Here is a 15,757-nt window from a genome sequence, read left to right on the forward strand (position 1 = left end):
CTCTTGATGTTTTCCCCGCTTCGACAATACAGGGCGCATGGACACAAAATTCATTGGTAAGAAATCGGCGGCAGCCGGCGGTTGGGGCGCTTTGAAGAGCTGTGGGAAGCGGTTGCTTCAAAGCGGCATGCCCATTTCAGGGGCGCGGGCGATGCTGAAGGCGAACCAGCCGGATGGATTCGATTGCCCAGGCTGCGCCTGGGGCGACCCGGAGCACGGATCGTCGTTCGAGTTCTGCGAGAACGGCGTGAAGGCCGTCGCCTGGGAGGCGACGGAGAAGCGGGCCACGCCCGCTTTCTTCGCGGAAAAGACTGTATCGCAGCTTCGCCAGCTGACGGATTATGAACTGGAACTCAATGGCCGCCTCACGCATCCGATGCGCTACGATGCGGCGAGCGACCGTTACCTGCCGGTCGCATGGGAGGATGCTTTTGCCGAGATCGGCAGCATTCTGAGGGGTCTCGATAGCCCCAACCGGGCGGAATTCTACACGTCGGGCCGGGCGAGCAACGAGGCCGCCTTCCTGTACCAGCTGTTCGTGCGCGTCTACGGCACCAACAATTTTCCCGACTGCTCCAACATGTGCCACGAGGCGAGCGGCATTGCCATGCGTCAGGCGGTCGGTGTGGGCAAGGGTACCGTCCTGCTGGAGGATTTCGAAGAGGCCGACGCGATCTTCGTGATCGGGCAGAACCCGGGCACCAACCATCCGAGGATGCTCGGCGACTTGCGCCGGGCGGCGATCCGCGGCGCACGCGTCGTCGTCTTCAATCCCATCCGCGAACGCGGCCTGGAGCGCTTCTCCGACCCGCAGGACAAGGTCGAGATGCTGCGCGGCGGTTCGACGGATATCGCGAGCCTCTACCTGCAGCCGCAGCTCGGCGGCGACATGGCCGCGGTGCGCGGGATGGCGAAGGCCGTGCTGGGCGCGGAAGAAGCAGCGGTCGCCGCCGGCCTGCCCTCCGTTCTCGACCACGCATTTCTCGCCGAACACTGTGCGGGTTTTGCAGAATACCGGGCAGCGGTCGAGGCGACGAACTGGGCAGAGATCGAGGACCAATCGGGACTGAGCCGGCAGGAGATCGAACGGGCGGCCGATGTCTATATCAACGCCGAGCGGGTCATCTGCACCTGGGCGATGGGCGTGACCCAGCATCTGCATTCCGTGGCGACGATCCGCGAGATCGCCAACTTCATGTTCCTGCGCGGCAATATCGGCCGGCGGGGGGCCGGCCTTTGCCCGGTTCGCGGCCACTCCAACGTGCAGGGCGACCGCACGGTCGGCATCAACGAAAAGCCATCGGACGATTTTCTCGATGCGCTGGAGAAGCATTTCCGTTTCACCGTTCCCCGCCAACATGGCCACAATGTCCTTGCCGCGATCGGAGCAATGCTCGACGGCTCGGCTGAGGCCTTCATCGGCCTTGGCGGCAATTTCGCCCGCGCCACGCCCGACAGCGCACTCGTCGAAAAGGCGCTGCGGCGGCTGAAGCTGACAGTGCATATCGCGACCAAACCCAATCATTCGCATCTCATGCCCGGCGAAACGGCCTTCATCCTGCCGTGCCTCGGGCGCACCGAGATCGATCTGAACGCGGCAGGCAACTCACAGCTCATAAGCGTCGAGGATTCGATGAGCATGGTGCATGGGTCTGCCGGCATCAATCGTCCGGCCTCGTCGCATCTCCTCTCGGAAGTCGCCATCATTGCCGGCATTGCACAAGCGACCGTCGGCTCTGCCGTGGTCGACTGGGCAGAGCTTGCAGACGACCACGACCGCATCCGCGATCATATCGAGGCGACCATCCCAGGCTTCGAAAATTACAATACGCGCCTGCGCAAGCCGCGCGGTTTCCACCTGCGCAACACCGCCGCCCATCGGGCGTGGGATACGCCGGCAGGCAAGGCATCGTTCTCTTCGGAGGCGCTTCCTGACGAGACGGTGCATCAGCGGGCGCGAAAAGGCGAGGGGCGTTTCGCTCTGCAGACGTTCCGGTCGCACGATCAATACAATACGACGGTCTACGGTCTCGATGACCGATACCGCGGCGTCTACGGGGAGCGGCAGGTCATCTTCATTCATCCAGCCGACCTGGAGGCGATGAATGCCAAGGCCGGTGACCGCGTCGACGTGGTCGGTGAGCATGATGACGGTATCGAGCGTATCGCCGAGAATTTCCGCTTTGTGCCCTATGACATTCCGCGAGGAAGCATCGCGGGTTACTATCCCGAACTGAACGTGCTCGTGCCGCTTGGCAGCGCGGGCAGGGAAAGCGATACGCCCACCTCGAAATCCATCATGGTGTCCTTCCGCCGGCGAAAAACCGCGTGAGCGAAGAGGCCTCCGACGCTGATCGTTTTCTTGCCCTCGTCGCCGCGGCGCAAGGCAGGGAGATCAGGCTGACATCCATACAGGCCGGTCTCCTTGTCGCCGCGGAACTGGGGATTGCGCGTGACAGCCGCGCCTTTGCGCGCCTGCTGGGGATCGCGCATTCTCTCGTGCTCAGGGAACTCAACGTCCTGGCGGAACGCGAAGGGGTGCTGCAGATCGTGAAGCGGGATCTGAGGACAATGAGAGTGCATTACACCTTGCCGCCGCGGGGCGGGGCGTAAACATCCTGCGTCAGTGACGGGTCAACCGCCTCTTCACCGTAAGCCACGGCCATTATCGATGGATCACGCGCTTCCTGGTGTCGGAGGGGTATTCTCCATATGTGGTTTTATAGACCGCGGAAAACCGGCCGAAATGAAAGAAGCCCCATTTGAGGCAGATGGCCTTCATGGTCTCCCTGCTCTCGGGATCGAGCAGATCTCGGCGCGCGGCGCGCAGCCGAAGCGTCAGCAGATAGGCCGCGGGAGAGGTTCCCCTGAATGCACGAAAACCGGTTTCGAGTGCCCGGCTGGAGACGCCGGCCGCTTCGGCCACCTTCGGCATGGTGATCGGTTGATCGATATTGGCGTGCATGAACTCGATCGCCCTGCGGACATGGCGGGGAGCGATCAGGGCGGGGCCATTCTCGAGGAAATGCGACAGCCGGTGCGGCACCAGGCGCACGACCAGATCGGCCAGCGCCTGCGTCATATGCGCCATGGCGATCGGCGACTGCAGCAAGGGGCCATCGTCGCGCATGCCCGAGATGATCGTTTCCGTGAGATTGCTGATAAGGCGGCCTTCCGGCCTGGACAGATCCAGTTCGGGCAGCAGGTCGAGGGAGCCGCTGAACGGCATCTCGAAAGTCTGGCCGATCGTCTGGAGGATGACAGGCCAGTTGATCAGCAATTCATCGATGACGTTCGATTGCCCGTGCATGATGACGCTGTCGGGCTCGAAATTGTTATAAAGAAGCAATTTTCCCTGTCCGGCCTCGGCGATGCGGGACCCATAGGCCACGCCCATGCCGCCGCTGCGCGGCACGACAATCGACAGATACTCCGACGTATCGACGGTCGGCTCGATATTGAACTGAAACTCCGCCTCGTGATAACCCGTAAGCAGGACGGCTTTGTCACAGACGGAGAAATCCAGTCCCCAATGGAAGTCCTTGGCGCGGCCGACGGGCTCGGCATCAAATGCGCCAAAAGCGCCGCCCAGCGTTTCGACCATGTTGTCGAAGGACGAACCACTAAATCGAAATGAAAATGGGGGAGGGCTATTTTCAGTCATGCTGCTCCCACTGTTCGATGCGGCTGCTTTCGGCATGCGCTCCTCCACCGCTCGCAAGTGCCAGCGCGACGCGCGGCCGGCGCGGGTGTCGGATTGGTGCACGTGCCTCTGCCAGTCTTGCCGGTCGCCATGGGTGGTCGTCCTGCGCCGCGGCGGTTCATCAGAGCCCGCAGACGGGAATGGATGAGCGGAGCTTGGAGGTATATTAGACGATTGTTGGATAAAGTGCAGCAGCTTGCAGCGGAGTAGGTGGTTCTCTGCGTGATATCGGCATCGAGATCAGAGGCGTGCGGCAGCTGAAGCAGGCCGATTTTTGGCGTTGCAGGCGTCAAAAAGTCCAACCTCCTGAACGCATTGTCGATCGTCCCATCCAGCGCAGAATTGTCGCCCAGACGACAGGAGCTGACAGAACCTGCCGGAATAGGCAAGACGTCACGCTGCCGGTTATGGTGATAACGCGCTGATAAAACGACTACGCTAAAGGAATGATTTTACAGCTGTATCCGCCACGCCACAGATTTACCCGCAGCGATCTTGCCGGATGCACATCATCTGAAGCTTATAGTGAACGCCCCATTCGAGAGCCGCGCAGTCGCCTGCCGAAGGTTCTTAGTGGACCGCTTAAAGAGGGCCCTCGGCAGGCGACATGCAGGCATACGCACGGGATGGAGTGCGTATGTACGATCCCTTCCATCCTGTTGGGGGTGATGGGATGGACGGGCTTGGCTTTGGGACCGCAAACCATCATGGTCTTGGTCGGCTTTCATCTTACTGTTCCCTAGCTATGGAGCAATTGTCGGGTCCCGATATTGTCGGCCAACCGGCTTTTCGTGACGCAGTCTGGACTGATCTTGCGCAAAATGTATATGAACCAGCGCCGCCGAAGCCGCCTGTTCCGCGCAAGCAACTGCGCAAAGTGGATAGAAATCTTTAGTTTCTCATTTGGCACGAACGACGGGACGCCGGCATGATGCCGTCGGGCGCGATGCGTTCGTTCTTTGAGCTGAGCAATGATTTTCTCACCGAAGGCACAAGCGACGGATCGTTTCCAACACGCCGATGTCGACGTCGAGATTATCGGTTTCCACGACGCTTGCGGACTTCGCTCTGTTCCCGGGGATACGGACTCCCTTGGAACACAGCCGTTCCAATTGGGCCTTGGCGCGCTCCGGAAAGTCCGAATCTACGGCCGCCGGGAATAGCGCGATCACGGTCATTCCCGCATTCACCGGGTGCTCGCCCGAGAGAAAGTGGCCGGCATCGAGCGACCAGGCGGCCCCGGAAAGACCCGCAGCGAGCATCTCGACGATAAGGGCGATATTGCCGCCCTTATAGCCGCCGAAGGGCAGGAGAGCGCCAAGCATCGCCTTGACCGGATCGGTGGTGATGGCGCCGGTCTCGTCGATGGCCATGCCGTGAGCGATCGGCGACTGCGCCTTTGCCGCCTCGGCAAGGGTTATGAATGCCGTAGCACTCGTCGCCTGGTCGATGACGAGGGGCGGCAGGGTTCCGGCAGGGGTGCGCCGAAAGCGAGCGGATTGGTGCAGTAGACGCGCTCCCCGCCCTCGGCGGCTGCCATCAAGGCCGGTCCGTTGGCGGCGGCGATGGATATCAACCCGTCCTGAGCGAGACGCCGGACGTAGTATCCCAATTCCCCGGCGGTATAGCTGTTTCTTTGTGTGAGGACGGATATGCCGAAGGTTTTCACGCGTGTCGTGAAGTCGTCGTAAATAAGGTCAAACCCGAGCTGCGCTATGCCGCCATCCGCGTCGGCCTGGATCAGGGCCGGCAGCACATGGTCGAAGCGGGGCTTGGCGTCTCCATTGATCCGCCCGTCGCGCAGGCTGGTGAGATAATCGACGAAATGCGGAAAACCGAGCTCAGTGCGCCCGAAGCAGGCGGCCGACAGCGTTGCATCGACGAGCGCCTTCGCCATTGCCGGGCTGCCGCCGCAGGCGAGGCAGGCTTCGAGCGCCAGTTGGCGGAGCTCGTCGATCGGCATTCTCATCTTCTGCCCGGTCATCACAGCTCCAATGCGGCTCGTCCGCCCTCATAGACGGCATAAGGTGACGCCATTGACCCAGCATCTTCAAGGTCCGCGCCCGCGCGGGCCGATCGGCGAAACCAGACGCGGGAAGAGTTTCGGCATGGTGATCCCCAGGCGTCAGGCGGCCGACCTCTCAGTTCCGGAGATGGCGATGTGCCTCGCCAACGAGACTGAAAGACGGCCGCATTTGGAGCGTCAAAGTGCGACCGAGAGGGCGCTGTCGCGTCGGGGAGCCACCTCCTGCGAGTTCACCATCGCGCCCGCGAGCTGGCGGAAGGTGACAAGCCCCAATGCTTCCCCGGATGGTGAAACCACCCTGGCATCGTCGTGCGCCGCCGATGCCAGGATCCGGACGGCGTCTTCAACGGTCGCGCCGGATGCAATCGTCAATCCGCCTGGGACCGCACCGGAATGCAGGGGTGTCATGACGGCATCGACCTGGATGACCCGGCCTCGATTGACCTCCTTGACGAAGTTGGCGATGTAGGCGTCTGCCGGACGCAGAACGATGTCCTGGCTGGTGCCCTGCTGGATGACTTCGCCATCGCGCAGGATCGCAATCTGGTCGCCCAGCCGAAGGGCTTCATCGAGATCGTGGGTGATGAAGACGATGGTCTTCTTGATCTCCTTCTGAATGTCGAGAAGGACCGTCTGCATATCCGTGCGGATCAAAGGGTCGAGCGCCGAATAGGCCTCATCCATCAGCAGAACCGGCGCATCGTTCGAGAGGGCTCGCGCCAGCCCGACGCGCTGCTGCATGCCGCCCGAGAGCTGGTTGGGATATTTGCTCTCGAAGCCCTTCAGGCCCACCCGCTCCAGCCAGCCCATGGCGACGTCGACGGCTTTCGAGCGCTCCATGCCCTGCACCTCGCGGCCGAAGATGGTATTGTCGAGAACGTTCCGGTGCGGCAGAAGCGCGAACTTCTGAAACACCATTGCCGTCTGGTGCCGGCGAAACGTCCGCAAGTCGGTCTCGTTCATTTTCACGACATCGACGCCGTCGACAAGCACTTCGCCGGCGGTTGGATCGATCAGACGGTTGATATGGCGGATGAGCGTCGACTTGCCCGAACCCGAAAGGCCCATGATGACCTGGATGCGGCCCGAAGGTATCTCGACATTGATATCTTTCAGGCCGAGCACGTGGCCGTGCTTTTCGTTGAGCTCGGTCTTCGACAATCCCTTTTTGACGGCATCGACATGAGCGCCGGGATTGGGACCGAAGATCTTGTAGAGATGGCGGATCTTGATGCCGCCGAAACGTTGATCAGCCATGGACGATCTCCCGATGCTTCTGGAGCCGTTTGCCATACGCCTGGCTGACCCGGTCGAAGATGATGGCAATGCCGACGATGGCAAGGCCGTTGAAAATACCCAGGGTGAAGTACTGGTTGGCGATCGCCTTCAGAACCGGCTGGCCAAGGCCCTGGACGCCGATCATCGAAGCGACGACGACCATGGCAAGCGCCATCATGATGGTCTGGTTGATGCCGGCCATAATGGTGGGAAGCGCCAGCGGCAGCTGGACCTTGAACAGCTTCTGCGAACTCGACGTTCCGAACGCATCGGCTGCCTCGAGCACGTCCTTGTCGACCAGGCGGATGCCGAGGTCGGTCAGCCTTATCATCGGCGGGATGGCGTAGATGACGACGGCAATCAGTCCCGGCACCTTGCCGATGCCGAGCAGCATGACGACAGGGATCAGATAGACGAAGCTCGGCATGGTCTGCATGACGTCGAGGATCGGATTGATAACGCGCTGCAGCCGGTCGGAACGCGCCATCAATATCCCCATCGGAATGCCGATGGCGATGGAGAGCACGGTACAGACGAAGATCATCGAGACCGTCCGCATCGTATCGTCCCACATGTCGAAATAGCCGATCAGCAGCAGCGTGACGAGACAGCCGAGGACGATCTTCAGGCTGCGGCTCGCAAACCATGCGATGACAAGGATGATTGCCGTAATGATCGGCCACGGCGTCTGCGTCATGAAGCGGTCGGCGGCGATCAGGAAATGCTGCAGCGGGGAGAAGAGGCTTTCGATCGCGTCGCCGTAGCTGCGGGTAAATGCGCGAAAACCGTCATCGATCGCCTTCTTCAGATTGCGAAGGGCGTCGTCATCCATATGCGGGAATTTATAAAACCATTCCATTCGGTTCCCCTTTTCTTCAAAGAGCCGTGGCAGTCTTTTTGATTTTATCGGCAGCGAGAGGCGGTGCGCATTAAGCGCACCGCAGTAGTCGGCGTTAAAGAGCAGCTTCGATCTTCGTGGCTGCCTCAGGCGAAACCCACTTGGTCCAGAGGTCCTTGTTTTCTTTGAGGAAGTGCTTGGCACCGTCCTCGCCGGTCGCCTGGTTGTCGGTCATCCAGGCCATGAGCTTGTTGACCGTTTCGTTGCTCCAGGAGCGCTTCGTCAGGTAGTCCATGACTTCAGGGCCGACCTTTTCCGAGAAAGGCTTTGCAACGAGGGTGACGATCTTGTCGACCGGCCATGCGTTCGGCTTCGGATCGGGGCAATCGGCAACGGTATTGCAGCGCTTCCATTCTGCGGCATCGTTCGGCACGCCGGCTTCCAGCTTGACCATCTCATACTTGCCGAGCAGCGCGGTCGGCGCCCAGTAATAGCCGGCCCAGCCTTCCTTGCGTTCGTAGGCCTTGGAGATCGAACCATCGAGGCCGGCAGCCGAGCCGGTATCGACGAGGGTGAAGCCGGCCTTGTCGGCTTCGAAGGCCTTGTAGAGCTGCGTGGTCACCACGGTGCCGCCCCAGCCCTGCGGCCCGTTGTAGATGGCGCCCTTCTTCGGATCCTCAGGAGCGGGGAAGAGTTCCGGATGTTTCAGCACATCGCCGATGGTCTTGATATCAGGATGGGCATCGGCCAGATATTTGGGAATCCACCAACCCTGCACGCCGCCATCGGGCAGCGGAGAGCCGACCTGGACGATCCGGCCTTCTTCCGTTCCCTTCTTGACGACATCGGGCAGCAGGTCGATCCATGCTTCCGGCGCGATATCAGGCTGGCCCTTTTCGGCCATCGAGGTAATCGTCGGGACGGTATCGCCGACGGTGATTTCGGCCTCACAGCCATAACCTTCGTTCAGGATGAACTTGTCGAGGTTGGAGAGAACCTCTGCACTCTGCCAGTTCATGCTGGCGATGGTGACAGTGCCGCATTCGGCGGCGCTGGCGAAAGACGCCCCGCCGATCAGGCCGAACGTCAGACATGTCGATGCGAATAGTTTTTTCATTCTCGTTCCCTCTATTTAGCGGCCGGTTTTGCTGAGCGGGGCGCCGCAGGACCCACTCCAACGGTTGTCAGGAAGCGTCTCCCATACTCACCGATTTCTTGAATGCTGCCGATAGCCCCTTTGCGACCGAAGCGTCGAACCCCGCAGCGCGCATGCCTTCGATGGCTGCCGCAGTGGTGCCGCGATAGCCGACAAAGGCTTGAACGACGTCATCGGGACATTCGTCGCGGCGCTCCAGCAGGCGGCCGGCGCCTGTGATCACCGTGTTCACGGCACGGCGCGCAATCTCCGCCGGCAGGCCATTTGCGACGGCGTCGCGCATCATGGCGGCGGCGAGCAGCGCCGGGAATGCCGGTCCGGACCCGGAAAGACCGGTGAGGTAATCAATGTCGCTTTCCCTTGCGACCTCGTCCTCAGATCCGCATGCCTGAAAAACCGTGCGGACAAGCGCCCGGTCGTCTTCGCTGACATCGCTCGCGCCAATCCACGGCGTATAGGACTTGGCCACTTCGGCGGCGGCATTGGGCAAAGCGCGGATAACGCGGCCGGTGTTGTGGCGCTCGGAAAGTGCGTCCAGACGGATGCCCGCCATGACTGAGATGATGAGCTTGCCGCCGGCATCGACATCAAGAGCATGCCAGTCATCAGGACGGACGGAGAGGACGATCACGTCCGAGCGGTCGGCAAGCGCCTGATTGTCGGTAGTCAGGAAAGAATTCGGGAAACGGCGCGGCCGCTCGCTGCGATAGGAGAGGGAGAGATTTCGAGGTTCGACCAGGCCAGCATCAAGGATCGCGCCGGCGATTGCTCCGCCCAGCCAGCCGCCGCCGCCAATGATACCGATCCTCAAGGAAACGCTCATCCCGGCCTTCCCTAACCCGGCCTGTAGCCATGCCGCGAGAAGAAGCGATCGAGCTCCCTCTGCTGCGGCACTTCGCCGGTGTAGATCGCGATATATTCGGGAATCCGTTTCATGCGGACGGCGAGTTCCTCCTTGGCTTGCATGGAGATATATCCGATCTGCACGAGGTAAGTTGTTCGCGCTCGGACATCTGATGTCGCTTCTGGTAGCCCAAACCGGATAAACATCCGCTTGAGCGCATCAAGCCGGAGTTGATCGGCTTGCCGGACCTCGGCGAGAATCTCGTCGGACTGCAGCGCCCAGCTGCGCACAGCGAATTCGAACCTGGCGTCGAACAGATCATTGTTGAGCCAGCAGTCGAAGACGTTGAGCATCGCCTCGGCAAGCGATTCCGCGTAGGCTTCGGACTGCTTGACGATGTTGCCGGTGTTTTTGTCGCGCCAGCGCGCCACGAGCCCGGCCAGAAGCTCTTCCCGGTCCTTGAAAAACCAGTAGAAACTCGTGCGCGAGAGATTGAGCTTCTTCGCCAGCGGCAGAATTTTCACCGAATCCACGCCGGAATCCAGCAGCGAGTGGTAAGCTGCTTCCAGCCATCCCTCCTGTGATCCGCGCCAGCCAGTGTCGTTCAAAGCCTGATCCATGGGCTATCTCCTATCAAATTATCAAGCCGCGCACAAGAAAAATGTACATCAGTGTCGAAAACAACGACCCAGTTGTTTTCAATGTTGACACATATGTACATTATGCTTAGCGTCTGCCCTGACGTTTTTAATCCGGAACCACGGCCCATGTCGAACGATCCCCTTCTTCAACCCTACCAGCTCAAGCATCTGACGCTACGCAACCGTATCATCGTGACCTCCCACGAACCGGCCTATCCGGAAGACGGCATGCCGAAGGAGAGGTATCGCGCCTATACGGTGGAGCGGGCAAAGGGGGGGGTGGCCCTGACGATGACGGCCGGCTCGGCTGCGGTTTCCAGAGACAGCCCGCCGGTGTTCAACAATCTGCTCGCCTATAAGGACGAGATCGTACCCTGGGTCAGGGAAATGACCGACGCCGTGCATGAAGAGGGTGCGGCGATCATGATTCAGCTCACTCATCTCGGCCGGCGCACGCGCTGGGACAAGGGCGACTGGCTGCCTGTCGTGGCGCCGTCGCATCAGCGCGAGGCGTCCCACCGCGCCTTCCCGAAGAAGATGGAAGATTGGGACATCGAGCGCATCATCAAGGATTTCGCCGACGCTGCCGAGCGCATGAAGGCAGGCGGCATGGACGGTGTCGAACTGGAAGCCTACGGCCACCTGATCGATCAGTTCACGTCTCCGCTCACCAACGAGCTCGACGGTCCCTACGGCGGCTCGCTCGACAACCGTTTGCGCTTCTGCTTCGACGTCTTCAAGGCGATCCGGCAAAGGGTGGGGAACGACTTCATTCTGGGCGTGCGCTACACCGCCGACGAATGTCTTCCCGGCGGTACCGGCAAGGGCGACGGCATCGAAATCTCCAAGCGTCTGAAGGCAAGCGGCCTGATCGATTACCTGAACGTTATCCGCGGTCACATCGATACCGATGCGGGTCTCACCGACGTAATCCCGATCCAGGGCATGGCGAATTCGCCGCATCTCGATTTCGCCGGCGAAATTCGCGCCGCAACCGATTTCCCGACCTTCCATGCGGCGAAAATTCCTGACGTCGCCACTGCGCGCCACGCGATCGCCTCCGGCAAGGTCGACATGATCGGCATGACCCGCGCCCACATGACCGACCCCCATATCGTCCGCAAGATCATCGAAAAGCGGGAAGACGATATTCGTCCCTGCGTCGGCGCCAATTACTGTCTCGATCGCATCTACCAGGGCGGGGCCGCCTTCTGTATTCACAATGCCGCCACCGGCCGCGAACTGACCATGCCGCATATCGTGGCGAAAGCTGAGGCCAAGAAAAAGGTCGTCATTGTCGGCGCCGGACCGGCCGGTCTGGAAGCGGCCCGCGTCGCCGGAGAACGCGGCCACCAGGTCGTCGTTTTCGAAGCGGCGAACAATCCCGGCGGCCAGATCCGCCTCACCGCCCAGAGCGAGCGCCGCAGGGAAATGATCAGCATCATCGACTGGCGCATGAGCCAGTGCGAGAAATACGATGTCACCTTCCACTTCAACACCTGGGCGGAAGCCGATACCATCCAGGCCGAGAACCCCGATGTCGTCATCATCGCGACCGGCGGCTTGCCGCATACCGAGGTTCTCGCCAGCGGCAACGACCTGGTGGTCTCGTCATGGGACATCATCTCCGGCGACGTGAAGCCTGGAACTAACGTGCTGATCTTCGACGACGCCGGCGATCATGCCGGCCTTCAGGCAGCGGAGTTTCTTGCCAAGGCCGGCGCCAAGGTCGAGATCATGACGCCGGACCGGTCCTTCGCGCCCGAGGTCATGGCCATGAACCTGGTGCCTTATATGCGGTCTCTTCAGAAGCACGATGTGACCTTCACCGTCACCTACCGTCTCGAAGCCGTCGAGAAGAGCGGCAACCAACTCGTCGCCCATGTCGGCAGCGATTACGGCGGGATCGCCAGGCAGCACAGCTTCGACCAGATCGTCGTCAATCATGGAACCATTCCGCTCGACGAGCTCTATTTCGAACTGAAGCCCAGCTCGAGCAATCTCGGCGAGATGTCGCACGATCAGCTTCTTTCCGGAGAACCTCAGTCCGTCATTCGCAATCCTGATGGCAAGTTTCAGCTGTTCCGGATCGGCGATGCGGTCGCCGCACGCAACACGCATGCCGCCGTCTATGACGGGCTGCGCATTGCGAAAGATATCTGATCGCAAGAGCGGACCGCTTGCCAGCCGATCGTCTCGGGAGGTGATGACATGAGTTTACGCAATGAAAGCCTGCAGGTTTTCCTGGACGCGACTTTCGTGGCTTTCGATCAGTTCGCCAAGGCCCCGGAAGCCCGCCGCTCGATCCGTCAGATTTTTGCAGCGCTGGAGCGCCCGGGGGCTGCGCGCGTGGGGGAGGGAAGCCGGTTGCCCGTTTGCGCTCAGCTTGATGTGGCGCTCTCGATCGATACGGCCTATCCTTCGCTGACGCGATTGATCGACGGGTTCAAAGGCATCGAGCCAATGCTTGAATGGCGTCGGCGCAGCAAGTATGACCACACGGCCAGCGACAATTTTGTCGATGGGCATGCCAATGCGATGATCATCGGCCCGGGAGGATTGGAGGAGAGGAGCGACCTATGGGTCGGCGTGACGTTGATGGCGCCTCAGGTGCGCTATCCCGACCACGTTCATGCGCCAGAGGAGGTCTACCTCGTACTGTCCGAGGGAGAGTTCCAGCAGGGGGAAGGGGACTGGTTTTCGCCTGGTATCGGCGGATCCCTCTACAATGTCCCCGACATCAAGCATGCCATGAAGTCGCTCGCCACGCCGCTCTTCGCCTTCTGGGCATTACTTGCCGAACGGCCAGCAGTTTAGAAATAAAGGGGGGTTGCCCATGAAGATACTCGTGCCAGTCAAACGGGTTGTCGACTACAACGTGAAGATCCGGGTGAAGCCGGACGGCACGGGTGTCGAGCTTGCCAATGTGAAGATGTCGATGAACCCGTTCGACGAGATCTCGGTGGAAGAGGCGCTGCGGCTGAAGGAAGCCGGCAAGTGCGAGGAAGTGGTGGTCGTCTCGATCGGCCCGGCCAAGGCCGAAGAGACGCTGAGGACCGCCCTTGCGATGGGCGCCGATCGGGCGATCCTGGTCGAGACCGACGATCAAATCGAGCCGCTCACTGTGGCGAAGATCTTGAAGGCTGTCGCCGACGCCGAACAGCCGGGGCTGATCATCGTTGGCAAGCAGGCGATCGACGACGATAGCAACCAGACCGGCCAGATGCTGGCGGCATTGATGGGAATTGCCCAGGCGACCTTCGCCTCGAAGATCGAGATCGGTGATGGCAAAGCGACCGTCACCCGCGAAGTCGATGGCGGCCTGCAGACGATCGAGATCAAGCTGCCTGCTGTTGTCACCACCGATCTGCGCTTGAACGAACCGCGCTATGCCTCGTTGCCGAATATCATGAAGGCGAAGAAGAAGCCGCTCGACAAGAAGACGCCGAGCGACTTCGGTGTCGACACGACGCCACGTCTCAAGGTGTTGAAGACCGAGGAGCCGTCGGGCCGCAAGGCCGGCGTCAAGGTCAAGTCGGTCGCCGAACTCATCGACAAGCTCAAAAACGAAGCCGGCGTGCTGTAATCAGCTGGGAACAGGAGCCATCATCATGACCATTCTTCTTCTGGCTGACCACGACAATGCCAGCCTGTCCGACCAGACCGCCAAGGCGCTGACGGCAGCCGCAAAGATCGCCAAGGAACAGGCAAGCGATATTCATGTGCTCGTTGCCGGCAAGGCTGCCAAGCCCGCTGCCGAACAGGCGGCAAAACTTGCCGGCGTCTCCAAGGTGCTGCTGGCCGAAAGCGACGAACTCGCCAACAATCTGGCCGAACCGCTCGCCGACCTGATCGTCTCGCTGGCCGGCAGCTACGACACGATCCTGTCTGCCGCCACCTCGGTCGGCAAGAATGTGCTGCCGCGCGTCGCTGCCCTGCTCGATGTCGCTCAAGTCTCCGAGATCATCGAGGTAATTTCCTCAGATACCTTCAAGCGGCCGATCTATGCCGGCAATGCCATTCAGACGGTGCAGGCGAGCGATGCCAAGAAGGTGATCACCGTGCGCACCGCATCCTTTGCCTCTACACCGGAAGGCGGCTCGGCCACCGTCGAGGCGATCCCGGCGGTTTCCGATCCGGGGCTGTCGACCTTCGTCGGCGATGCGCTGTCGGCCTCCGACCGGCCGGAGCTGACCTCTGCCAAGATCATCATCTCCGGCGGCCGGGCACTCGGCTCGGCGGAAAAATTCAGGGAGGTCATCCTGCCGCTTGCCGATAAGCTCGGGGCCGCCGTTGGCGCTTCCAGAGCCGCCGTCGACGCCGGTTATGCGCCGAACGACTGGCAGGTCGGCCAGACCGGCAAGGTGGTGGCGCCGCAGCTTTACATTGCCTGCGGCATTTCAGGCGCCATTCAGCATCTGGCCGGCATGAAGGATTCGAAGGTGATCGTCGCCATCAACAAGGACGAGGAGGCGCCGATCTTCCAGGTCGCCGACTACGGATTGGTCGCCGATCTCTTCGACGCCTTGCCGGAATTGCAAAAGGCGCTCTAACCGGGGAGACCGAACGTGGCGCGCGTCGTGGGACGTCCAATCAAACCTGGTGCCGACCTTCTTCTCAACGATGACGAGAAGCCGGCATACATACGGCTGCACGACATCGGCAGAGAGCGGCGCTCTCGGCCGCTGCAGGAATTCCTCAATGATGTCGGCGGCCTGATGCTGTCGGCGGAGGCTCCCGCCGTCGCCAGTTTCGTCGCGGGCAAGGTTCTCCAGAGGCTGCTCAAGACCGGCAAGGTGCGTCCGGAGGGCGGGCCTCTTCCCGGCGCGCCCGAAGGGCTGGAAGACGCCATCGGCCATCTTGCAAAATCGGGGCGGAAATACGAGGCGATCGCCGGCCAGTTCCAGAGTCTCGCCGATAAGCTGCTCTGGAGACGCGGCCGCTCCGGTCCGTTCGCAAGCCTGAATTTTGGCAATACGCATTCCCATGCGGTGTTGGTGGGACCCGGCGGCATGGAGGAGCGCGCCGATCTCAGGGTCGGCGTGATCTACATGGATCGCTACACAAGATTCCCCGATCATGTTCAGTCGCAGCCCCGTGCCTTCATTCTGCTTTCGCCGGGCGAAATCCGCCTCGGCGATTCCCAGTGGTTCTCTGCCGGTATCGGGACGGTCTTTGCAAACGACGCGGGGCAATCCTTCGCGATAAGATGCACAGCCCGGCCGCTGCTTGCGGTCTGGTGCCAGGTTGAGCGGGAGACGTGATGGGTTC

At 61.1% G+C, this 15,757-nt stretch carries 13 protein-coding genes and 1 pseudogene; 7 read left to right on the top strand and 7 right to left on the bottom strand.

The features are described from left to right. Positions 1–37 precede the first annotated feature (37 nt). Both HFO71_RS21300 and HFO71_RS21305 read left to right on the top strand, forming a co-directional pair. Positions 38–2,332: an FdhF/YdeP family oxidoreductase gene (locus HFO71_RS21300; protein WP_221980584.1), complete on the top strand. Its 2,295-nt coding sequence runs from the start codon at positions 38–40 to the stop codon at positions 2,330–2,332. Then, positions 2,329–2,613 (top strand): hypothetical protein, encoded by a 285-nt coding sequence (locus HFO71_RS21305; protein WP_077976778.1) that lies wholly within the window; start codon positions 2,329–2,331, stop codon positions 2,611–2,613. Before HFO71_RS21300 ends, HFO71_RS21305 begins: the two co-directional genes overlap by 4 nt. A gap of 52 nt (positions 2,614–2,665) precedes the next feature. Here the strand turns inward: HFO71_RS21305 and HFO71_RS21310 are convergent, their stop codons facing one another. The 7 genes and pseudogenes from HFO71_RS21310 to HFO71_RS21340 all read right to left on the bottom strand — a co-directional run bounded on the left by HFO71_RS21310 (position 2,666) and on the right by HFO71_RS21340 (position 10,465). After that, the gene (locus HFO71_RS21310) at positions 2,666–3,664 is read right to left on the bottom strand and encodes an AraC family transcriptional regulator (protein ID WP_168341106.1); all 999 of its coding nucleotides are present in this window, start codon (positions 3,662–3,664) and stop codon (positions 2,666–2,668) included. A 1,019-nt stretch (positions 3,665–4,683) separates the two neighbouring features. Further along, positions 4,684–5,687 (bottom strand): annotated as a pseudogene (locus tag HFO71_RS21315) (Ldh family oxidoreductase). A 219-nt stretch (positions 5,688–5,906) separates the two neighbouring features. Next, positions 5,907–6,986: a quaternary amine ABC transporter ATP-binding protein gene (locus tag HFO71_RS21320; RefSeq protein WP_132612125.1), complete on the bottom strand. Its 1,080-nt coding sequence runs from the start codon at positions 6,984–6,986 to the stop codon at positions 5,907–5,909. Then, positions 6,979–7,866 (bottom strand): ABC transporter permease, encoded by an 888-nt coding sequence (locus HFO71_RS21325; RefSeq protein ID WP_064246514.1) that lies wholly within the window; start codon positions 7,864–7,866, stop codon positions 6,979–6,981. The genes HFO71_RS21320 and HFO71_RS21325 overlap by 8 nt, the downstream gene beginning before the upstream one ends. Before the next feature lie 94 nt (positions 7,867–7,960). Further along, entirely contained in the window at positions 7,961–8,962 is a 1,002-nt protein-coding gene (locus tag HFO71_RS21330) for an ABC transporter substrate-binding protein (RefSeq protein ID WP_020047352.1), read from the bottom strand. 67 nt (positions 8,963–9,029) lie between these two features. Beyond that, the gene (locus tag HFO71_RS21335; protein WP_132612123.1) at positions 9,030–9,824 is read right to left on the bottom strand and encodes a pyrroline-5-carboxylate reductase family protein; all 795 of its coding nucleotides are present in this window, start codon (positions 9,822–9,824) and stop codon (positions 9,030–9,032) included. An 11-nt stretch (positions 9,825–9,835) separates the two neighbouring features. Then, positions 9,836–10,465, bottom strand: a complete 630-nt coding sequence (locus HFO71_RS21340; RefSeq protein WP_011649280.1) for a TetR/AcrR family transcriptional regulator — start codon at positions 10,463–10,465, stop codon at positions 9,836–9,838. Positions 10,466–10,612: 147 nt separating this feature from the next. On the opposite strand from HFO71_RS21340, the gene HFO71_RS21345 reads away from it, so the two are divergent. From HFO71_RS21345 to HFO71_RS21365, 5 genes are read left to right on the top strand one after another with little or no spacing between them, the layout of a single operon-like run. Further along, positions 10,613–12,649, top strand: a complete 2,037-nt coding sequence (locus tag HFO71_RS21345) for an NADH:flavin oxidoreductase (protein WP_132612121.1) — start codon at positions 10,613–10,615, stop codon at positions 12,647–12,649. Between the two features lie 48 nt (positions 12,650–12,697). Next, positions 12,698–13,303: a dimethylsulfoniopropionate lyase gene (locus tag HFO71_RS21350; protein ID WP_132612119.1), complete on the top strand. Its 606-nt coding sequence runs from the start codon at positions 12,698–12,700 to the stop codon at positions 13,301–13,303. A 19-nt stretch (positions 13,304–13,322) separates the two neighbouring features. Beyond that, positions 13,323–14,072, top strand: coding sequence for an electron transfer flavoprotein subunit beta/FixA family protein (locus HFO71_RS21355; RefSeq protein ID WP_132612117.1), 750 nt, complete (start codon positions 13,323–13,325; stop codon positions 14,070–14,072). Between the two features lie 25 nt (positions 14,073–14,097). Beyond that, positions 14,098–15,039, top strand: coding sequence for an electron transfer flavoprotein subunit alpha/FixB family protein (locus HFO71_RS21360; RefSeq protein WP_132612115.1), 942 nt, complete (start codon positions 14,098–14,100; stop codon positions 15,037–15,039). Between the two features lie 15 nt (positions 15,040–15,054). Next, a complete protein-coding gene (locus HFO71_RS21365) occupies positions 15,055–15,750 on the top strand; it encodes a dimethylsulfonioproprionate lyase family protein (RefSeq protein WP_132612113.1) in 696 nt (231 codons plus the stop codon). Positions 15,751–15,757: the final 7 nt, after the last annotated feature.

The organism is Rhizobium laguerreae, from assembly GCF_019778565.1.
Lineage (GTDB): Bacteria > Pseudomonadota > Alphaproteobacteria > Rhizobiales > Rhizobiaceae > Rhizobium > Rhizobium laguerreae.